This is a genomic window from Micromonospora auratinigra, assembly GCF_900089595.1.
Taxonomy (GTDB): Bacteria; Actinomycetota; Actinomycetes; order Mycobacteriales; family Micromonosporaceae; genus Micromonospora; species Micromonospora auratinigra.
Map to the genome: position 1 here is coordinate 6,217,233 of NZ_LT594323.1, position 15,545 is coordinate 6,232,777.

General features: G+C 74.0%; 17 protein-coding genes and 1 tRNA gene. 8 read left to right on the top strand and 10 right to left on the bottom strand.

From position 1 onward, the window contains the following. Positions 1–11: 11 nt before the first annotated feature. From GA0070611_RS28455 to GA0070611_RS31215, 6 genes are all read right to left on the bottom strand, one after another. Positions 12–1,361: an O-antigen ligase family protein gene (locus tag GA0070611_RS28455; RefSeq protein WP_091671287.1), complete on the bottom strand. Its 1,350-nt coding sequence runs from the start codon at positions 1,359–1,361 to the stop codon at positions 12–14. A gap of 79 nt (positions 1,362–1,440) precedes the next feature. Further along, positions 1,441–2,508, bottom strand: a complete 1,068-nt coding sequence (locus tag GA0070611_RS28460) for a glycosyltransferase (protein ID WP_091671290.1) — start codon at positions 2,506–2,508, stop codon at positions 1,441–1,443. Next, positions 2,508–3,455, bottom strand: a complete 948-nt coding sequence (locus GA0070611_RS28465) for a glycosyltransferase family 2 protein (RefSeq protein WP_091671293.1) — start codon at positions 3,453–3,455, stop codon at positions 2,508–2,510. The genes GA0070611_RS28460 and GA0070611_RS28465 overlap by 1 nt, the downstream gene beginning before the upstream one ends. 61 nt (positions 3,456–3,516) lie before the next feature. Beyond that, positions 3,517–4,935, bottom strand: a complete 1,419-nt coding sequence (locus tag GA0070611_RS28470; RefSeq protein WP_231921252.1) for a sugar transferase — start codon at positions 4,933–4,935, stop codon at positions 3,517–3,519. 234 nt (positions 4,936–5,169) lie between these two features. Then, a complete protein-coding gene (locus GA0070611_RS28475; RefSeq protein ID WP_091671299.1) occupies positions 5,170–6,228 on the bottom strand; it encodes an LCP family protein in 1,059 nt (352 codons plus the stop codon). A 112-nt stretch (positions 6,229–6,340) separates the two neighbouring features. After that, entirely contained in the window at positions 6,341–7,480 is a 1,140-nt protein-coding gene (locus GA0070611_RS31215; protein WP_167604476.1) for a glycosyltransferase family 4 protein, read from the bottom strand. A gap of 88 nt (positions 7,481–7,568) precedes the next feature. On the opposite strand from GA0070611_RS31215, the gene GA0070611_RS28485 reads away from it, so the two are divergent. The 4 genes from GA0070611_RS28485 to GA0070611_RS28500 all read left to right on the top strand — a co-directional run bounded on the left by GA0070611_RS28485 (position 7,569) and on the right by GA0070611_RS28500 (position 11,192). Beyond that, positions 7,569–8,870, top strand: a complete 1,302-nt coding sequence (locus tag GA0070611_RS28485; RefSeq protein WP_091671302.1) for a lipopolysaccharide biosynthesis protein — start codon at positions 7,569–7,571, stop codon at positions 8,868–8,870. 44 nt (positions 8,871–8,914) lie between these two features. Then, positions 8,915–9,748 (top strand): class I SAM-dependent methyltransferase, encoded by an 834-nt coding sequence (locus GA0070611_RS28490; RefSeq protein ID WP_091671305.1) that lies wholly within the window; start codon positions 8,915–8,917, stop codon positions 9,746–9,748. A gap of 67 nt (positions 9,749–9,815) precedes the next feature. Beyond that, complete coding sequence (locus tag GA0070611_RS28495; protein WP_091671307.1) at positions 9,816–10,124, top strand: hypothetical protein; 309 nt, start codon at positions 9,816–9,818, stop codon at positions 10,122–10,124. A 69-nt stretch (positions 10,125–10,193) separates the two neighbouring features. After that, a complete protein-coding gene (locus GA0070611_RS28500; protein WP_091671309.1) occupies positions 10,194–11,192 on the top strand; it encodes an expansin EXLX1 family cellulose-binding protein in 999 nt (332 codons plus the stop codon). A 100-nt stretch (positions 11,193–11,292) separates the two neighbouring features. Here GA0070611_RS28500 and GA0070611_RS28505 read toward each other — a convergent pair whose 3' ends face one another. From GA0070611_RS28505 to bcp, 4 genes are all read right to left on the bottom strand, one after another. Further along, a complete protein-coding gene (locus tag GA0070611_RS28505; RefSeq protein WP_091673576.1) occupies positions 11,293–11,823 on the bottom strand; it encodes a GNAT family N-acetyltransferase in 531 nt (176 codons plus the stop codon). Positions 11,824–11,887: 64 nt separating this feature from the next. Further along, positions 11,888–11,974: transfer RNA gene (locus tag GA0070611_RS28510), tRNA-Leu, on the bottom strand. Beyond that, a complete protein-coding gene (locus GA0070611_RS28515) occupies positions 11,960–12,265 on the bottom strand; it encodes a hypothetical protein (RefSeq protein WP_091671312.1) in 306 nt (101 codons plus the stop codon). The genes GA0070611_RS28510 and GA0070611_RS28515 overlap by 15 nt, the downstream gene beginning before the upstream one ends. A gap of 31 nt (positions 12,266–12,296) precedes the next feature. Further along, positions 12,297–12,767 (bottom strand): thioredoxin-dependent thiol peroxidase, encoded by a 471-nt coding sequence (gene bcp, locus GA0070611_RS28520; RefSeq protein WP_091673578.1) that lies wholly within the window; start codon positions 12,765–12,767, stop codon positions 12,297–12,299. 122 nt (positions 12,768–12,889) lie between these two features. Here bcp and GA0070611_RS28525 point away from each other — a divergent pair, with 122 nt between their 5' ends. Genes GA0070611_RS28525 through GA0070611_RS28540 form a run of 4 tightly spaced genes read left to right on the top strand, consistent with a single transcriptional unit; the run spans position 12,890 to position 15,543 of the window. Beyond that, a complete protein-coding gene (locus tag GA0070611_RS28525) occupies positions 12,890–13,609 on the top strand; it encodes an energy-coupling factor ABC transporter permease (protein ID WP_091671315.1) in 720 nt (239 codons plus the stop codon). Further along, entirely contained in the window at positions 13,606–13,989 is a 384-nt protein-coding gene (locus GA0070611_RS28530; protein ID WP_091671318.1) for a PDGLE domain-containing protein, read from the top strand. The genes GA0070611_RS28525 and GA0070611_RS28530 overlap by 4 nt, the downstream gene beginning before the upstream one ends. A gap of 16 nt (positions 13,990–14,005) precedes the next feature. Beyond that, a complete protein-coding gene (cbiQ, locus tag GA0070611_RS28535; RefSeq protein ID WP_091671320.1) occupies positions 14,006–14,776 on the top strand; it encodes a cobalt ECF transporter T component CbiQ in 771 nt (256 codons plus the stop codon). Further along, positions 14,773–15,543 (top strand): energy-coupling factor ABC transporter ATP-binding protein, encoded by a 771-nt coding sequence (locus GA0070611_RS28540; RefSeq protein ID WP_091671323.1) that lies wholly within the window; start codon positions 14,773–14,775, stop codon positions 15,541–15,543. Before cbiQ ends, GA0070611_RS28540 begins: the two co-directional genes overlap by 4 nt. Positions 15,544–15,545 lie beyond the last annotated feature (2 nt).

Genomic DNA, 15,545 nt, shown 5'->3' on the forward strand with positions numbered 1-15,545 from the left:
GCCGGCGCTGTTCAGCCGTGGGCAGGGGCGACGGCCCCGCCGTCGCGCCCGCCGACCGGGCCCGGGGTGGCGGCCGGCTGCTCCGGCCGCTCGGTCGCCGGCGCGGACCCGTCGGCCCGTACGGCAGTACCGGGCGCGGCGGAGAGCCGGGTCATCATCAGCAGGACCGTGATCCAGGTGAGTCCGTCCACCGACAGCGGGTTCCAGACCACCTCGGTGAAGGAGTAGATGACGAAGAGCACCAGCGGTGCCTTCGCGGTGAAGGCCCGCCCGTCGTCGACCGGCCGGCGCAGCAGCGTGACCAGCCAGCAGCCGAGCAGGGCCAGCGCGACCAGTCCACCGGAGAAGAGCAGCAGCACGTACACCGAGTGGAAGAAGTGCTGCGGCGCCTCACCGAGGTCGCGCAGCTGGTACCACTTCGAGACGCCGGCACCGACGGCCTCCCGGCCGGCGATGTGCTCCCGGGCCGTCACCCAGATGTTGCCCCGGTTGCTCAACGTCGTCGGCGTCGCGCTCCAGGTCAGGTATGAGGCGGCGGCCAACGCGCCGACGACCAGGGCGACGCAGAGCGCCCAGGGGAGTTGCCGGAACGCCCGCCGCCGCTCCAGGACGAGGGCGCCGACGATCCAGACGCCCACCGCCGCGAGCGCGATGAGGCTGGTGCGGGCACCGGTCGCCACGATGACCACGGCGCAGAACGCGGCCCCCGCCAGCAGTTCCCGCCCGCGCATCGCGCAGAGCACGGCGACCAGGGTGAACGACGCGATCAGCGCGACGTAGTTCTCGGAACTGTAGAAGCTCTGGAACAGGCCGCCGGCCAGCGAGCACTTCTCCAGCTTGCCGGTGGTGCAGGCGCGCCAGGCGTCGGCGTAGGCGAGGGTGGGGATGGTGAGCAGCGCGAGCACGGCCAGCCCGGTGAACGCGACGGCGCGGGTGCCCAGCACGCCGCCGGTCGGCAGCAACCAGACCACCACCAGCAGCAGACCGGACGCCACGTACGCCGGCAGCCGGGAGCCGTACAGGCCGTCGCCGGAGAGCAGGTCCACACCGAAGCACCAGAGCAGGAGCGCCGCGGCGATCGCCGGGACCACCCACTGCCAGGTGTCGGGTTCCCCGTGCGGTCGCCGCCGCCGGCTCACCAGCGCCCAGCCGAGCAGCCCCACCACCAGGACGCCGATGACGGCCGACGACCGTTCCCCGGCGAGTACCGGTGCCGCGTTCGCGAGCACCGCGAACGCGATCAGCGCGACGGCCGTCCCGCCGCCGCCGAAGGAGGCGGCGACGTCGCGCCGCGCGCGGAACAGCCACCCGGCCACCGCGATGCCACCGGCACTCAACAGGACGCCGAAGAGCGTTGTCACCTCAGACCCTCTCGGTCGGTCGTGCGCGGCCACGCGCAAGATTCCGGTCGCCCGGCACCGGTGGAGGATAGTGGACGGCTCAGCCCCACAACGTCTCCGCCCACCGTCGACTCACCTGCGCCGGATCGAACGTCTCGCGCCGGGCCCGCCAGGCCTTCTCGAAGTCGCCGTCGGTGGGCCGTTCCCGGCCGGTCATCCGCAGGATCGCCGCGGCGAGGGCGGCCGGGGTGGGGGCCGCCGCCAGGGCCCCGGGCACGAGCGCCGGGACCAGCTCGTCGAGAGCGGGCACCGGCAGCGCGGCGACCGGCAGCCCGGCCTGCGCCGCCTCCACCAGACTGAAGCCGAACGTCTCGGCACGGGAGGGGTGCACGAGCAGGTCGGCCTCCGCCAGCAGCCCGGCCACCCCGGGCAGACGGCCGAGGAAGGTGACCCGCCCGGTCAGCCCGAGCTCTCGCGCCCGTTCCTCCAGGAGCCCACGTTCCTCGCCGTCACCGGCGAGGGCCAGGTGGTGGCTCGCCGGCAGCAGGGCCAGCGCGGCCAGGGCGCAGGAATGGTTCTTCACCGGCCGCAACGCGCCGGTCGACACCAACCGGACCCGCTCCGGGTCGGCGACCGGTCGGGGCGGTACGAAGTCCGCCGGTGGCACCGGATTGGCGATGGTGACGACCCGCTGCCCGGGCCGCAGCCGGCGTACGGTGCCGGCGACACCCTCGGACACGGCCACCACGAGTCGGGGGCGCAGCGGCGCGAGCCCACCCGAGCGGGCGAGCACCCGCACCCGCCGGTCGTACGCGAGGCGTTCCCCGAGCAGCGAGTGTTCCCAGGCGACGAAGGTCCGACCGGAACCGGCGAGGGCGGCGCCGACCGGCACCGCGGCCCACAGTCCACTCGCGACGATCTCGGTGTCGGCCGGCAGGCTCCGCAACCGGCGGCGCAGCGGTGGCACCGCCTCCACCAGGCGGGTGATCCGGGAACCCAGGTCGAGCCGGTCGACGGGGAGGTCGTCGAGGTCGGCCGGCACGCCCCCGGAGAGCACCGTCGCGGACACCGCCACCCCGCTCGCCGCCAACGCCCGCAGCAGGAGCACGGCGGCGCGCTCCATGCCGTAGCACGGCTCCAGCTGCGGCAGGACGAAGTGCACGCGCATCAGGCGGGCCCGCCCGTGCCGGTGTCCACCCGAGAGCGGCGCATCGCCACCCGTTCCAGGGTGCGGCGGGGGAGCAGACCGAGCACCGCCAGCGTGGCGTTGCGCGCCGACGGCGGCGAGGTCCGACGGATCACCCGCAGCATCTCGCGTACCCCCTGCCCGTCGCGGGCCTGCAACGCGTAGCGCAGGGTCTGCGCGGTGACGAAGTCGGCGAAGGTCTCCGGGCGCCAGACCCCCTCCCAGCGCCGGGCCCACTCCCACGACGTACGCCAGTCGGCCCCGGCGGAGATGGAGCCCGGGCTGCCCACGGTGTAGACGGCGGTGGCCTCCTCGATCTGGACGATCCGGGTGCCCGGCAGGCGGGCGGCCCGGATCAGCCAGTCCCAGTCCTGGTGCCGGGGCAGGGTCTCGTCCCACCGGCAGGCGGTGGCCAGCTCGTGCGTGGTCAACAGGGTGGAGGTGGGCAGCGTCTGCCGGCCGACCCCGGGTCGGCGGCGGCGGAACAGGTAGTCCTCCGGCCGCGCGCCGTCCGGGATCAGGGCCGCGGGGCTGGGCGTCGGCAGGGGTGGCGCACCGGCCTTGCGTTGCAGGATCCGGGACGACACGACCGGGCGGACCCCCGCCTCGACCAGCCGTTCCAGCACCGGCAGCTGCAGGGAGAGCTTCTCCGGCAGCCAGGCGTCGTCGTCGTCCAGGAACGCGACGTGGCTGCCCGGGGCGGCGTGCGCCACCCCGAGGTTGCGCGCGTACGAGCCGCGCCGGCCGCCCCCGGTGCAGACCACCTCGTCGATGTGCTCACCCAGCTCGCGTACGGTCTGCGGCACCTCGGCGAGGTCGCACACCACCACGATGTGCACGGAGACGCCGCGTTGGGCCCGCGCGGACAGCACCGCCTCGGTGAGGCTGGGTCGACCCGTGGTCGGGATGACGACCGACACGTCCGGCATCAACTACTCCATCTGTCGGGGCTTGCGAACAGCGTGCGGGGCGGTGGCGTACCGCGGGGGCTCAGCGGCCACCGCCGCGGACGACCTCCGTGACGGTGCGCAGCAGCACCTTCGCGTCCAGCCAGAGCGACCAGTTCTCGATGTAGTAGTTGTCGAAGCGGGCCCGGTCCGAGATGGGGGTGTCCCCGCGCAGGCCACTGACCTGCGCCAGGCCGGTCAGGCCCACCGGGACGCGGTGGCGCATCGCGTAGGTGGGGTACTCGGCGGAGAACTTCTCCACGAAGTGGGGCCGCTCCGGTCGCGGGCCGACGACGCTCATGTCCCCGCGCAGGATGTTCCACAGCTGCGGCAGCTCGTCCAGGGAGGTGCGGCGCAGGATCCGGCCGATCCGGCCCACCCGCTGGTCGTGCGCGATCGACCAGTTGGTCCGGGACTCCTGCTCGTCGACCGGCCGCATCGAGCGGAACTTCACGATCCGGAACGGCTTGCCGTTGCGGCCGACGCGCTCCTGGTGGAAGAAGATGCCGGGGCCGCCGTCGATGAAGGTCGCGACGGCGCAGAGCAGCAGCACCGGGCTCAGCAGGAGCAGGGCCACCGTGGCGAACAGGATGTCGGAGAGTCGCTTGAGCGCCCACCGGGGACCGGAGAGGGTCGTCCGGCCGATCTTGACGACCGGGATCGCGCCGATGTGGTCGCCGTGCGAGCGGGAACCCCACAGCTGGGGCACCGCCCACAGGTCACAGCTCCCGATGGCCGGCTCCCGCAGGATCTCCATCAGGAACGACTCCGAGCAGTCCGGGTCGGCGACGAGCAGGACGTCGCACTCCAGCAGGCGCACCAGCTGCCCGAGCTGGTCGGGGCTGCCGATCAGGGGCGGGCTCAACGGCCCCGACTGCGACGACATGTCGACGCAGCCGACGAAACGCAGGCCGTACTGCGGGTACCGGCGCAGCACGCGGGCCAGTTCCAACGCGGTCGGCCCACTGCCGATGATGATCGCGTTGTGCTCCACCCACCGGCGTCGCCGGGCGGTGATGGTGAGCTGCCGGGTGACGAACCGCCCCACGATGACGAGCCCCGCCGCGACCGCCACCCCGCGCAGGTAGCTGAAGACGTACCCCTCGGACTCGTGCCGCAGCGCGGCGATGATCGCCACCACCGCCGCGGCCGCCAGCAGTCGACCGCAGAGGCTCGGCAACTCGTCGAGGATGCTGACGTGCCGGCGCGCCTGGTAGAGCCCGCCGGCGGCGAAGACGGCCACGGTCAGCGCCGCCATGGCCAGGGTGCCGCGCCAGAAGTGCTGCGTGACCAGCAGCGGGGTCAGCAGCGCGGCGACGTCGACCGGCGCCGTCACCATCCAGCCGCGCAGCCAGCGGGTGCGGGAGGAGGCCCGGGAACCGGCGTACGGCAGCACGGCGGTGACGTCCGGCCGCCAGCGCGACGCCGGATCGGGCACCGGAGCGCCGGCGGGACGGTCCACGGCGGACACGCGCGGGGACGGCGCGAACCAGCGGTCCGATCCGGCGCCGACCGGCTCGGTCACCGCCGGCCGGTCATCCGGTTGTCTGACCAGTTGGTGGCCGCTCGTTGCCGAGTGCCCTGGCATGGTTGTCCTCTCCCCGTGAAGACCCGGCCGCCCGTGGCGTGCGACGAGGCGAACGGACGATACGATCCGTGCCCCCTGCTCACCACGGCCGGCGGGTCGGAATCGCTCCTACTTTCCGGCAGCCAGGATCCGCGGCACGTCGTCGCGGCGTACCGCGTCGTAGAACGACCGCGCCTCGTCGGTGGCGGCGAAGACCACGCTCTCGCTGCCGACCCGACCGGTGCCCTTGGTGGGGCTGGTCATGAAGGTCAGGTTCCTGCTGCGCAGGTTGCGCAGGTCGGTCGCCATCCCCACCAGCGACATCCCCTCGTCGACCGAGACCGACCCCGACGCCGCCTTGACGAAGGAGTTCAGCCGGCCCGGGTCGGTCACGATGCCGCCGGACACGGCCTTGTCGAGGATCGCCTTGATGACCTGCTGCTGGTGCCGGATCCGGGCGAAGTCGCCGTCGGCGAACTGCTTGCGCTGCCGCGAGTAGTCCAGCGCCGTCTCGCCGTCCATCCGCTGCACCCCCTTGTGGAAGCTGCGGAACGGCGGGTGGATGGAGGTGAAGTCCTTCTCGACGGCGATGTCCACCCCGCCGAGGGCGTCGATGATCTCCTTGAACCCGGCGAAGTCGATGATCATCACGTTGTCGATCCGTACCCCGGTGAACTTCTCCGTGGTCTGCACCATCAGCGGCACCCCGCCCCAGGCGTAGGCGGCGTTGATCTTCGCGTCGCGACCGCCGTGGTTGCCGTCCTTCGAACGCGGGACCGGCACCCAGGTGTCGCGGGGGATGGAGATGAGCTGGGCGCTCGACCGGCCCTTCGGCAGGTGGGCCAGGATGATCGTGTCGGTCCGCGACCCCGTCGTGCCCTCCGGGTCACGGGAGTCGCTGCCCAGGATCAGGATGTTCGACGCGTCCTTCGCCACCACCTGCGGACGCTCGGCCGGGGGCACGTCCGCGAAGGCCTGCACCCGGTCGATGTCCGACTCCACCGAGTGCAGGTAGAACGCGCCGGCAGCCACGCCGCCGACGCCCACCAGCGCCAGCACCAACAGTGTGATCAGCACGATCCGCTTCCAGCGGGGACGGCGACGACCCGCCTCACCCGTCGGCTCCGGGGCATCCTCGGCGTCGGGACCCTGCGTCTCCGGTTCGGCGTACAGCCGGCGATTCGACATGGCGCGATGCTAACGATTCCGATTGCGGCTCGCGTACCCCCTTTCCGGCCGGTCGAAACCACCGGCCCGGCATCGGCGCCCGGCGGGCCGGGCAGCCTGGCCTGGGTGGACCTCAGCCGGCGGGGATGCTCGGCCGCCCCAGGATCGCCTCGGTGATCTCCAACACCCGGGCGGCGCTCGCCTCCCAGCTGGAGCGGCTCAGGTAGTCACGCCGGGAGCCCGCACTGAAGGCCGGGTACCGCTCCGGCGCCGTCACCCGCCGGACCGCCTGCGCGTAGGCGGACGGCGGCGCGCCGTCGGGCAGCAGGATCCCGCCCTCGCCGACCCGGTCCGGCACCCCGCCCACGTCCGCCGCCACGATCGGCAGCCCGTACGCCGCGGCCTCCCCGAGCACCATCGGGAACGGGTCGTTGCGGGTCGGCAGCAGGAAGAGGTCGGCCTGCCGGTACAGGGCGGCCAGCCGCTCGCGCTGCCGACCGTCCTGCTTGGACAGGAAACCGTGATAGGTGACGTACGGGCGCTCCCAGGAGCCGTCGGGCGGCGTGGCGCCCACGACGTCCAGGTGGGCCGGGACGCCCGCGCGGACCAGCTCGTCGAGCGTCCCGACCGCGGTGTCGAAGCCCTTGCGGTGCCACTTCACCCCCACGGTGAGCAGCCGCAGCGGGTCACCCGGCGACGTGCGCGCGGGCAACCCCGGGTCGTCGATGTTGGCGCCGAACGGCACCCGGAACACCCGCGCCGGGTCGAGCGCGTACCGCGCGACGGCGTCCTCGCGGGCCCAGCGCGACGGCATCAGCACCGCCGCCAGCTCGCGCAGCGCCCGGGCCTCGGTGTCCGCCGCCAGGCGACGGGTGCGGTCGGCGAGGTTCGACCAGTGCGGCGCCCGGTCGATGCGCTGCCCCACCGTGGCGTCGCCCCAGTAGACGCAGGGCGGATCGGACGGCTCCAACCCCCACGGATACCAACCCATCAGCAGCACCAGATCGACGTCGTGGCCGCGCAACCGACGCCGCATCGCCCGGGTGAAGTGCGCCAGCACCGCCGGCTCGGCCTCCCAGTTGAGCTTGCCGCCCAGCCGGTCCGTGGCGCTCGACAGCAACTTCCCGGCCCGGTACGCGGGAGCGGCGAGCGGACCGACCGTCACCGGATCGTGGCCGTGCCGCCGCAGGGCCCGGACGAAGTGGGCCGGGGTGCCCGACCAGACCTGCACGTCCTCTGGCGAACCCGGCACGGTGCAGACCGCGAGCTTCATGGCGACAACATAGTCCACCGCCCCGGGACGGCCCCTCCGTCGCCGCCCCGGACCGACCGCACCCGCACCCCGTGGCACACTCCTCGGCATGACGGGGGAGGGGCGCGGCCGGATGCGCCGGCACACAGCCGTGCTCCTGGCCGGGCAGATCGGGCGCATCGCCCTGCAGGGTCTCTACTTCGTGGTGCTGGCCCGGACCCTGGGCGCCGCCCACTACGGCGCGAGCGCCGCCGTGCTCGCCCTGGTGTCCATGCTGCTGCCGTTCTCCAGCCTCGGCACGATCCTGCTGCTGGTCCGCAACGTGGCGCAGCAGCCGGCAACCGCCGCCGTCCAGTGGGCGAACTGCGTGACCCTGGTGCTGGTCTCCGGGACGACCCTGGCGGTCCTGCTGGCGCTGGCCGGCCGGTGGGTGGCCCCGGCAGCGACCTCGGTGGCGGTCATCGCCGCCGTCGGGATCACGGATCTGGTCCTCGCCCGGGTGACCGAAGCCGCGGGCGCGGTCTTCCACGCCCAGGAACACATGCACTGGTCCGCGCTGGTGCCCGTCCTCCTCCAGGCCGCCCGGCTCCTCGGCCTCGCCGCCCTGGTGCTGGGGCCGTGGACCGTCGACCTCACCTCGTGGGCGGTCTCGTACGCCGTCTCCACCGCCCTCGTCTGCCTCGCCCTCACGGTGCTCGTCCTCCGCCGGCTCGGCTGGTCGCCACCGCAGCTCGCCCGGTACCGCCAGGAGTGGCGGACCGGCCTGCTCTTCTCCGTCGGCATGGCGTCGACCACCGTGTACAACGACGTCGACAAGGCGATGCTCGGACGCTTCGCCACCCTGGAGGCCACCGGCATCTACTCGGCCGCCTACCGCGTCGTGGACATGTCGTACGCCCCGGTGCGGTCGCTGCTCGGCGCGGCGTCACCGGCGATGTGGCGCGCCGGGGCCGACGGCAGCGTCACCGCCGTCGCCGCGGTGGCCCGGGCCCGCCTCCTGCGGCCGGCCGCCGCCTACTGCCTGCTCGGCACGGTGGGCATGTTCGGTGCCGCCGACCTGGTGCCCGCGCTGCTCGGCGACTCGTTCACCGAGTCGGTGCCGGCGCTGCGGGCCCTGTCCTTCCTGCTGATCGTCAAGGGCTGTCACTACGTCATCGGCGACACGCTGACCTGCGCCGGTGCCCAGGGCGCCCGCACCGTCGTGCAGGTCGCCGTCGCGGTGCTGAACGTCGGCCTGTGCCTGCTCCTGATCCCCACCCACGGCTGGCAGGGCGCCGTCCTGGTCAGCCTGGTCTGCGACGGGCTGCTCGCCGTCGGGCTCGGCGCGATCCTGGCCCACCGACTGCGCCGCGAGCGCAGCCGACCCGCGCCCACCACCGTCGACTACGCCGGTACGACCGCGGCGAGCTGACGAACCCTCGCCGCCCGACCCCCGCACCTGGTACAACCGCAGAGGTGGACGCAACGAAGCTCCGGCGTGCCATCGCCCGTACCCCGTTGGCGCCGGTCGCCGCCTTCCCCAAGCGGCTGGCCCGGGTCGCCCGGCACGACGCGACGGTGCTCCGCACCTCCGCCCGCTGGCTGTTCACCTCCCGGGAACACCACAACTACACCTACGACCTGACCCGACTGAGCCGTGAGCACCTGGCCTGGTTCGTCGCCGTCACCTGTGACGCGCCCGTCGCCCAGGTGCGGGCCTGGTTCGCCGAGCTGGACGGCGACGAGAAGATGCGCCGGCACATCGAGACCGCCACCGCCACCGCCGCCCGCCGGGGCCTCGCCGACCGGCAGGTCCGCTACGCCCGCCGGATCGGCTGGTACGCCGTCGTGCGCGCCCGCCGGCCCGCCCACGTCGTCGAGACCGGCGTCGACAAGGGGCTCGGCAGCTGCGTACTGGCCGCCGCGCTGCTGCGCAACGCCGCCGAGGGACACCCCGGCCGGCTCACCTCCCTCGACATCAACCCCGAAGCCGGCTACCTCGCCCGGGCCACCCCCTGGGCCGACGTCGTCGACCTGGTCGTCGGCGACTCGATCGCCTCGATCCGCGCCCTGGACCGGCCGGTCGACCTCTTCCTGCACGACAGCGACCACAGCCGGGCGCACGAGCGGAGCGAGTTCGACGAGATCGAGGCGAAGCTCGCCCCCGGCGCGATGCTGCTCACCGACAACGTCACCGCCACCGACGTCCTCGCCACCCACGCCGAACGCACCGGCCGGCGGTTCCTCGCCTACCGGGAGACCCCCGCCCGGCACTGGTACCCGGGCGACGGCATCGGCATCGCCTGGTGAGGGGATTGCGGCCGGGGCCCCGCTGATCGATGATGACCGAAGCGGCACGTCGACCAGAGGAGACACCATGCAGGTGATCCACCACCCCCGGGCGGCCTGGGACATGGCCCGGGTCATCGCCGGTGCCGTCCCCGACGACCAGCTCTTCGACTGGCTCCGCGCCGAACTCGGCGCCCTGTTCGGCCCCGCCACCGAGGCGGCCCTCACCGCCACCCGGGACCGGCTGCGCCGGGCGGGCGACGCCCGGCTGCCGGTCGAGTCCGGCCTCTGGCGGGTCAAGCTGGAGGACGCCCTGCGGGAGCGGCCCGAGCACGCCGCCGAACTCGCCACCCTCACCGCCACCGCCCGCGGCCTGCTCCAGGCCCGGCGCCCCTGACCCGCGCCGTCCCACGTACCGCCCGCCGGGCTTGTCCGCGACCCCGTCGGTCCGGCAGCATCGACCGGCGTGACCGCCGGCAGCGCCTCCCGACCCGTACCGCCCGCTCCTGACGGCCCGGCCGCCCCCGGCGGTCCGGCCGGTTCCGGCGGGCGCAGTGGGCGTGGCCGCCGTCGCGCGCCCGGCCGACCCCGCCGCGCGCTCGCCGCCGGTGGCGTCGCCGCGCTCGCCGCCCTGCTCGGCGTCACCCTCGCGGTACGCGGCGGCGCCGCCCCCGCCTGCGCCGCCGCACCCCGCGCTCTCCCCGCCCCGCACCCCGGCAAGGCCACCTTCTACGACTCCCAGGGTGGCGGCGGCAACTGCTCCCGCCCCGCCCCACCCGCCGACCGGCACTACGTCGCCCTCGGACCCCAGGAGTACGCCGCCGGCGCCGCCTGCGGTGGCTACCTCGACGTCACCGGCCCGAAGGGCACCGTCCGGGTCCTCGTCATGGACCAGTGCCCCGAGTGCGAACCCGGCCACCTCGACCTCTCCGCCGAGGCGTTCGCCCGGATCGCCGACCCCGTCCGGGGCGTCGTCGACGTCCGCTACCGCGCGGTGCTGAACCCGCCCCTGCCCGGACCGCTCACCTTCCGGATCAAGGAAGGCTCCTCGCAGTGGTGGTTCGCCGTCCTCGTCGGCGACCACGGCAACCCGCTGCGCTCCGTCGAGGTACGCCAGGGCGCCGGTTGGCGCGCCGCCACCCGACAGGACTACAACTACTGGCTCATCGACTCCGGGGCCGGCCCCGGCCCGTACACCCTGCGGGTCACCGACACCGCCGGCCACCGGGCCGTCGCCACCGGCATCCGGCTCCGCCCCGGCCAGGTGCAACGCAGCACGGTCCGGATGTACGGCGGCAGCACCACCCCCACCCGGTCGGCGGCACCCAGCCGCACACCGACGCGTACGCCCGGCCCGACGACCTCCCCGCGCCCGTCCGTCGCGGCGCCCGGCACCACCCCGCAGGTCAGGGACGCGGCGCTCGCCCCGCCCGTCGCCGCGCAGACGCGCCCCACCTGCGGCTGACCTGATCCGCGCCCCTGCGGTCGTGTTCCGGCGGCCCGTCGGCGGGCTCCGGATCCGGGGCGGAAGCGGACGACGCGCCCCGCCCGCACGGCGACGAGCGCTACGCCTCCCGGGCCGGCAGGTCCCGCCACATGAAGATCTCGTCCCGGTCGTCGCCCGGGCCCACCCGCAGCGCGCCCGGCAGCCGCCCGACCTCCCGGTAGCCCAGCCGCGCGTAGAACGCCTCCAGACCCAGCCCGCCGCGGACCGTCACGTGCAGCGCCGACCAGCCCAGCTCGGGCGCGCGGCGCGCCGCCTCGCGCATCAGGGCCGCCCCGTAGCCCCGGCCCTGGGTGTCCGGGTGGACCATGACCCGCTTCAGCGTGCCCCAGTGCGGCTTGAGGTGGAACCGGTTGTCGGCGAAGACCAGTACGGCCACCGGGCGCTCGCCCGCGTAGCCGACCAGCAACCGGTCCGGGCCGGCGGCGACGTCGTCGAGCGTCCGCTGCGCCACGGGCCGGACGTCGGCGGTGGTCACCGGGGCCACGAAACCGACCGCGCCACCGGCGTTGGTGACCTCCACCCAGAGGTCGATGAGTTGCTCGTGCAGGGCCGGGGTCAACTCGGGATCGAGAACGAAGCGCAGGTCCACGCCCGCCATCCTGCGCGAACGGCGCGGCGTGAACCCACCTTCGTGACCTTCACGACAAGCCGCCTGGTGCGGGAGAGGGGAGTCGAACCCCCACGTCCTTTCGGACACGGGCACCTAAGGCCCGCGCGCCTGCCTATTACGCCACTCCCGCCGACTCGCCGAGTCTAGAGCGTCGCGCGGAGACGGTGTGGAGCCCGGCCCGCCGCAGGATGTTCGACACCGTCCCGTGGCTGGGCGCGAACCGCCCGCCGCGCTGCCCCTTGTTGTGCGCCTGCCCACTGAAGTGGGAGGTGTCGATGCCGAAGCGGTTGAGCTGCCGGCTGATGTGCGCGTGCGAGCCGCCACTGGGTCGTACGCCGAGCAGCCGCAGCACCTCGGTGACGGTGCGGGCGCGGGCCGCCGCTGCCGCCAGCGCCTCGGGCGGGTACCGGTACCGGGTCACGTGCGGACGGTAGCGGCGGCGTCCGACAGGTTCAGTCGAGCCCGAGGTCGCGGCGCAGCTTGGCGACGTGGCCGGTGGCCTTGACGTTGTAGAGCGCCCGTTCGATCCTGCCGTCGGAGTCGACGACGAAGGTGGAGCGGATGACCCCGGTGACGGTCCTGCCGTACATCTGCTTCTCGCCGTAGGCGCCGTACGCGGTGAGCACGGCCTTGTCGGTGTCGGCGACCAGCGGGAAGGTGATGGCGTCCCGGTCGCGGAACTTGGCCAGCTTCTCCGGCTTGTCCGGGGAGATGCCGACGACCTCGTAGCCGGCGGCCTGCAGGGAGCCGAGCGAGTCGCGGAAGTCGCAGGCCTGCTTGGTGCAGCCGGGCGTCATGGCGGCCGGGTAGGCGTACAGGATGACCTTGCGGCCGCGCAGGTCGGCCAGGGAGAGGGTCCCGCCGGTGTCGGTGGGCAGGGTGAACTCGGGGGCGGCGTCGCCGGGGCTGAGGCGGTCGGTCATGGCGGTGACCATACCGCCGTGGTGGGGGTGGGGACGGGCGGCGACGCGCCACGCGGGTGATGATCACCATGGCTTGTTGCAAGGGATTGGCAACAACAGTGGCGTGCAAATAAGCTCAGCGGGTGGAAACCCTGGCGATGCACATCTCCAACGGGATCATCGACGGTCCCGTTGCCGCGATCTTCGCGGCGCTGGCGCTCGCCGCGCTCACCTTCTGTGTGCTGCGTGGCCGCCGCGACCTGGACGACCGGCTGGCCCCGATGGCCGGCCTGGTGGCCGCGTTCATCTTCGCCGTGCAGATGCTCAACTTCCCGATCTTCACGGCCGGGGTCAGCGGTCACCTGCTCGGTGGCGCGCTCGCCGCGCTGCTGGTCGGCCCCTGGGTGGGCGCGCTCTGCGTCGCGGTGGTGCTGATCGTGCAGGCCCTGGTCTTCGGCGACGGCGGGGTGGCCATGCTCGGCCTCAACATCACCAACATGGCGCTGCTCGGCACCGCCGCCGGCTACCTGCTGATCGCGCTGCTGCTGCGGGTGCTGCCCCGGACCCGGACCGGGCTGGCCGTCACCGCCTTCGTCTCGGCGCTGGTCAGCGTGGTGGTGGCCAGCCAGGGCTTCGTCCTGGAGTACTGGCTCGGCGGCACCACCGACCTGGGCGGCAACCTGGCCGGACTGGCCGGCACGATGGCCGGCGTGCACCTGCTGATCGGCGTCGGCGAAGGGCTGATCACCGCGACCACCGTGCTCACCGTCGCGAAGGTGCGCCCCGACCTGGTGTACGCGCTGCGTACCCGCCGGCCGGCGGTGCCAGCTCCCGCCGTCCCGGTCGCCGGGGGTGTCCGGTGAGCCGCCGGTCCTGGCCCTTCCTCCTCGGTGGCCTGCTGGTCGCCCTGCTGCTGGCCGGGGTGGTCAGCAACTACGCCTCCCCGCACCCGGACGGGCTGGACTCCTCGCTGCTCAAGGGCTGCACGGTGAACGCCCAGGGCGAGATCACCGGCGGCAGCTGCCCGGCCCAGCGGGCCCGCAACCACGAGCTGTCCGACAGCCCGCTCGCGGACTACGGGGTGCGCGGCGTCAGCAACGGGGCGCTCTCCACCGGTCTGTCCGGGGTGCTCGGCGTCCTGCTCACCTTCGCCCTCGGCGGCGGCCTGTTCTGGCTGGCCCGCCGCCGCAGCCCGGCCCGCGACGCCGGGGACGCACCGGCCCGCGCCGGCCGCGCCGACTGAGAGGGGTACGGGTCGGATGGGTGCCGGGCACGCGCACGTCCTCTACCGGGAGTCGGCGACCCCGGTGCACCGGCTGCCGCCGGAGGTGAAGATCGCCGCGATGGTGCTCTTCACCGTCGCCGTGGTGGCCACGCCCCGGGAGGCGTACTGGGCCTTCGCCGGGTACGCCCTGCTGGTCGCCGTGGTGGCGGGGCTGGCCCGGGTGGGGCCGCGCTGGCTGCTCAGCCGGGCGTTGATCGAGCTGCCGTTCGTGCTCTTCGCGTTCGCGCTGCCGTTCCTCGGGTCGGGGGAGCGGGTCGAGGTGGCCGGCGTGGGCCTGTCGGTGGACGGGCTGCACGGCGCGTGGAACATCCTGGCCAAGGGGACTCTCGGCGTACTCGCGTCGTTGCTGCTGGCGGCGACCACGACGACGCGGGACCTGATCGTCGGCCTGGACCGGCTGCGCTGCCCGCAGGTGCTCACCCAGATCGCCACCTTCATGCTGCGCTACCTGGACGTGCTGGTCGGCGAGGCCCGGCGGATGCGGGTGGCGCGGGTGTCCCGGGGTGACGACCCGCGCTTCCTGTGGCAGTTGCGCGGCTTCGCGGCCGGCGTCGGGGCGCTCTTCCTGCGTGCCTTCGAGCGCGGTGAGCGGGTCTACCTGGCGATGCTGTCGCGTGGCTACACCGGGCGGATGCCGGTGCTCGGGCAGGGCGCGGGGGCGGCGACCGCCGGGCAGTGGGCGGCCGGCGCGGCCGTGCCGGCGGTCGCGGCCACCATCGCCGCCGTCGCGGTCGTCCTGACATGATCGGGTACGTGCAGCAGCCGCCCTCCCTGGACGTCCGTGGTGTCCGGTACGCGTATCCGGACGGGCACGTCGCCCTGCACGGGGTCGACCTGACCGTGCCGCGCGGCGACCGGGTGGCGCTGCTCGGGCCGAACGGTGCGGGCAAGACCACGCTGGTGCTGCACCTGAACGGCATCCTCACCCCGACCGAGGGGACGGTCGCCGTCGGTGGCCTGACGGTCAGCCGGGAACGGGACACCCTGGCCGAGATCCGCCGTCGGGTCGGCGTCGTCTTCCAGGACCCCGACGACCAGCTCTTCCTGCCCACGGTCGCCGAGGACGTGGCGTTCGGCCCGGCGAACCTGGGGTTGCGCGGGGCGGAGCTGGCCGCCCGGGTCGACGAGGCGCTCGCCGCGGTCGGGATGAGCGAGCACCGCGACCGGGCCCCGCACCACCTCTCCTTCGGTCAGCGTCGTCGGGTGGCGGTGGCCACCGTGCTGGCCATGCACCCGGAGATCCTGGTGCTCGACGAGCCGTCGTCCAACCTCGACCCGGCCGCCCGGCGGGAGCTGGCGGAGATCCTGCGAGGGCTCCCGGTGACCCTGCTGATGGTGACCCACGACCTGCCGTACGCGGCGGAACTCTGCGCCCGGTCGGTGATCCTGGACGGCGGTCGGATCGTCGCCGACGCGCCCACCCTGGACGTGCTCACCGACGAGGAGCTGTTGGCGCGGCACCGCCTGGAGCTGCCGTACGCCTTCGACCCCCGCGCGGTGCCGCGCCCCTGACC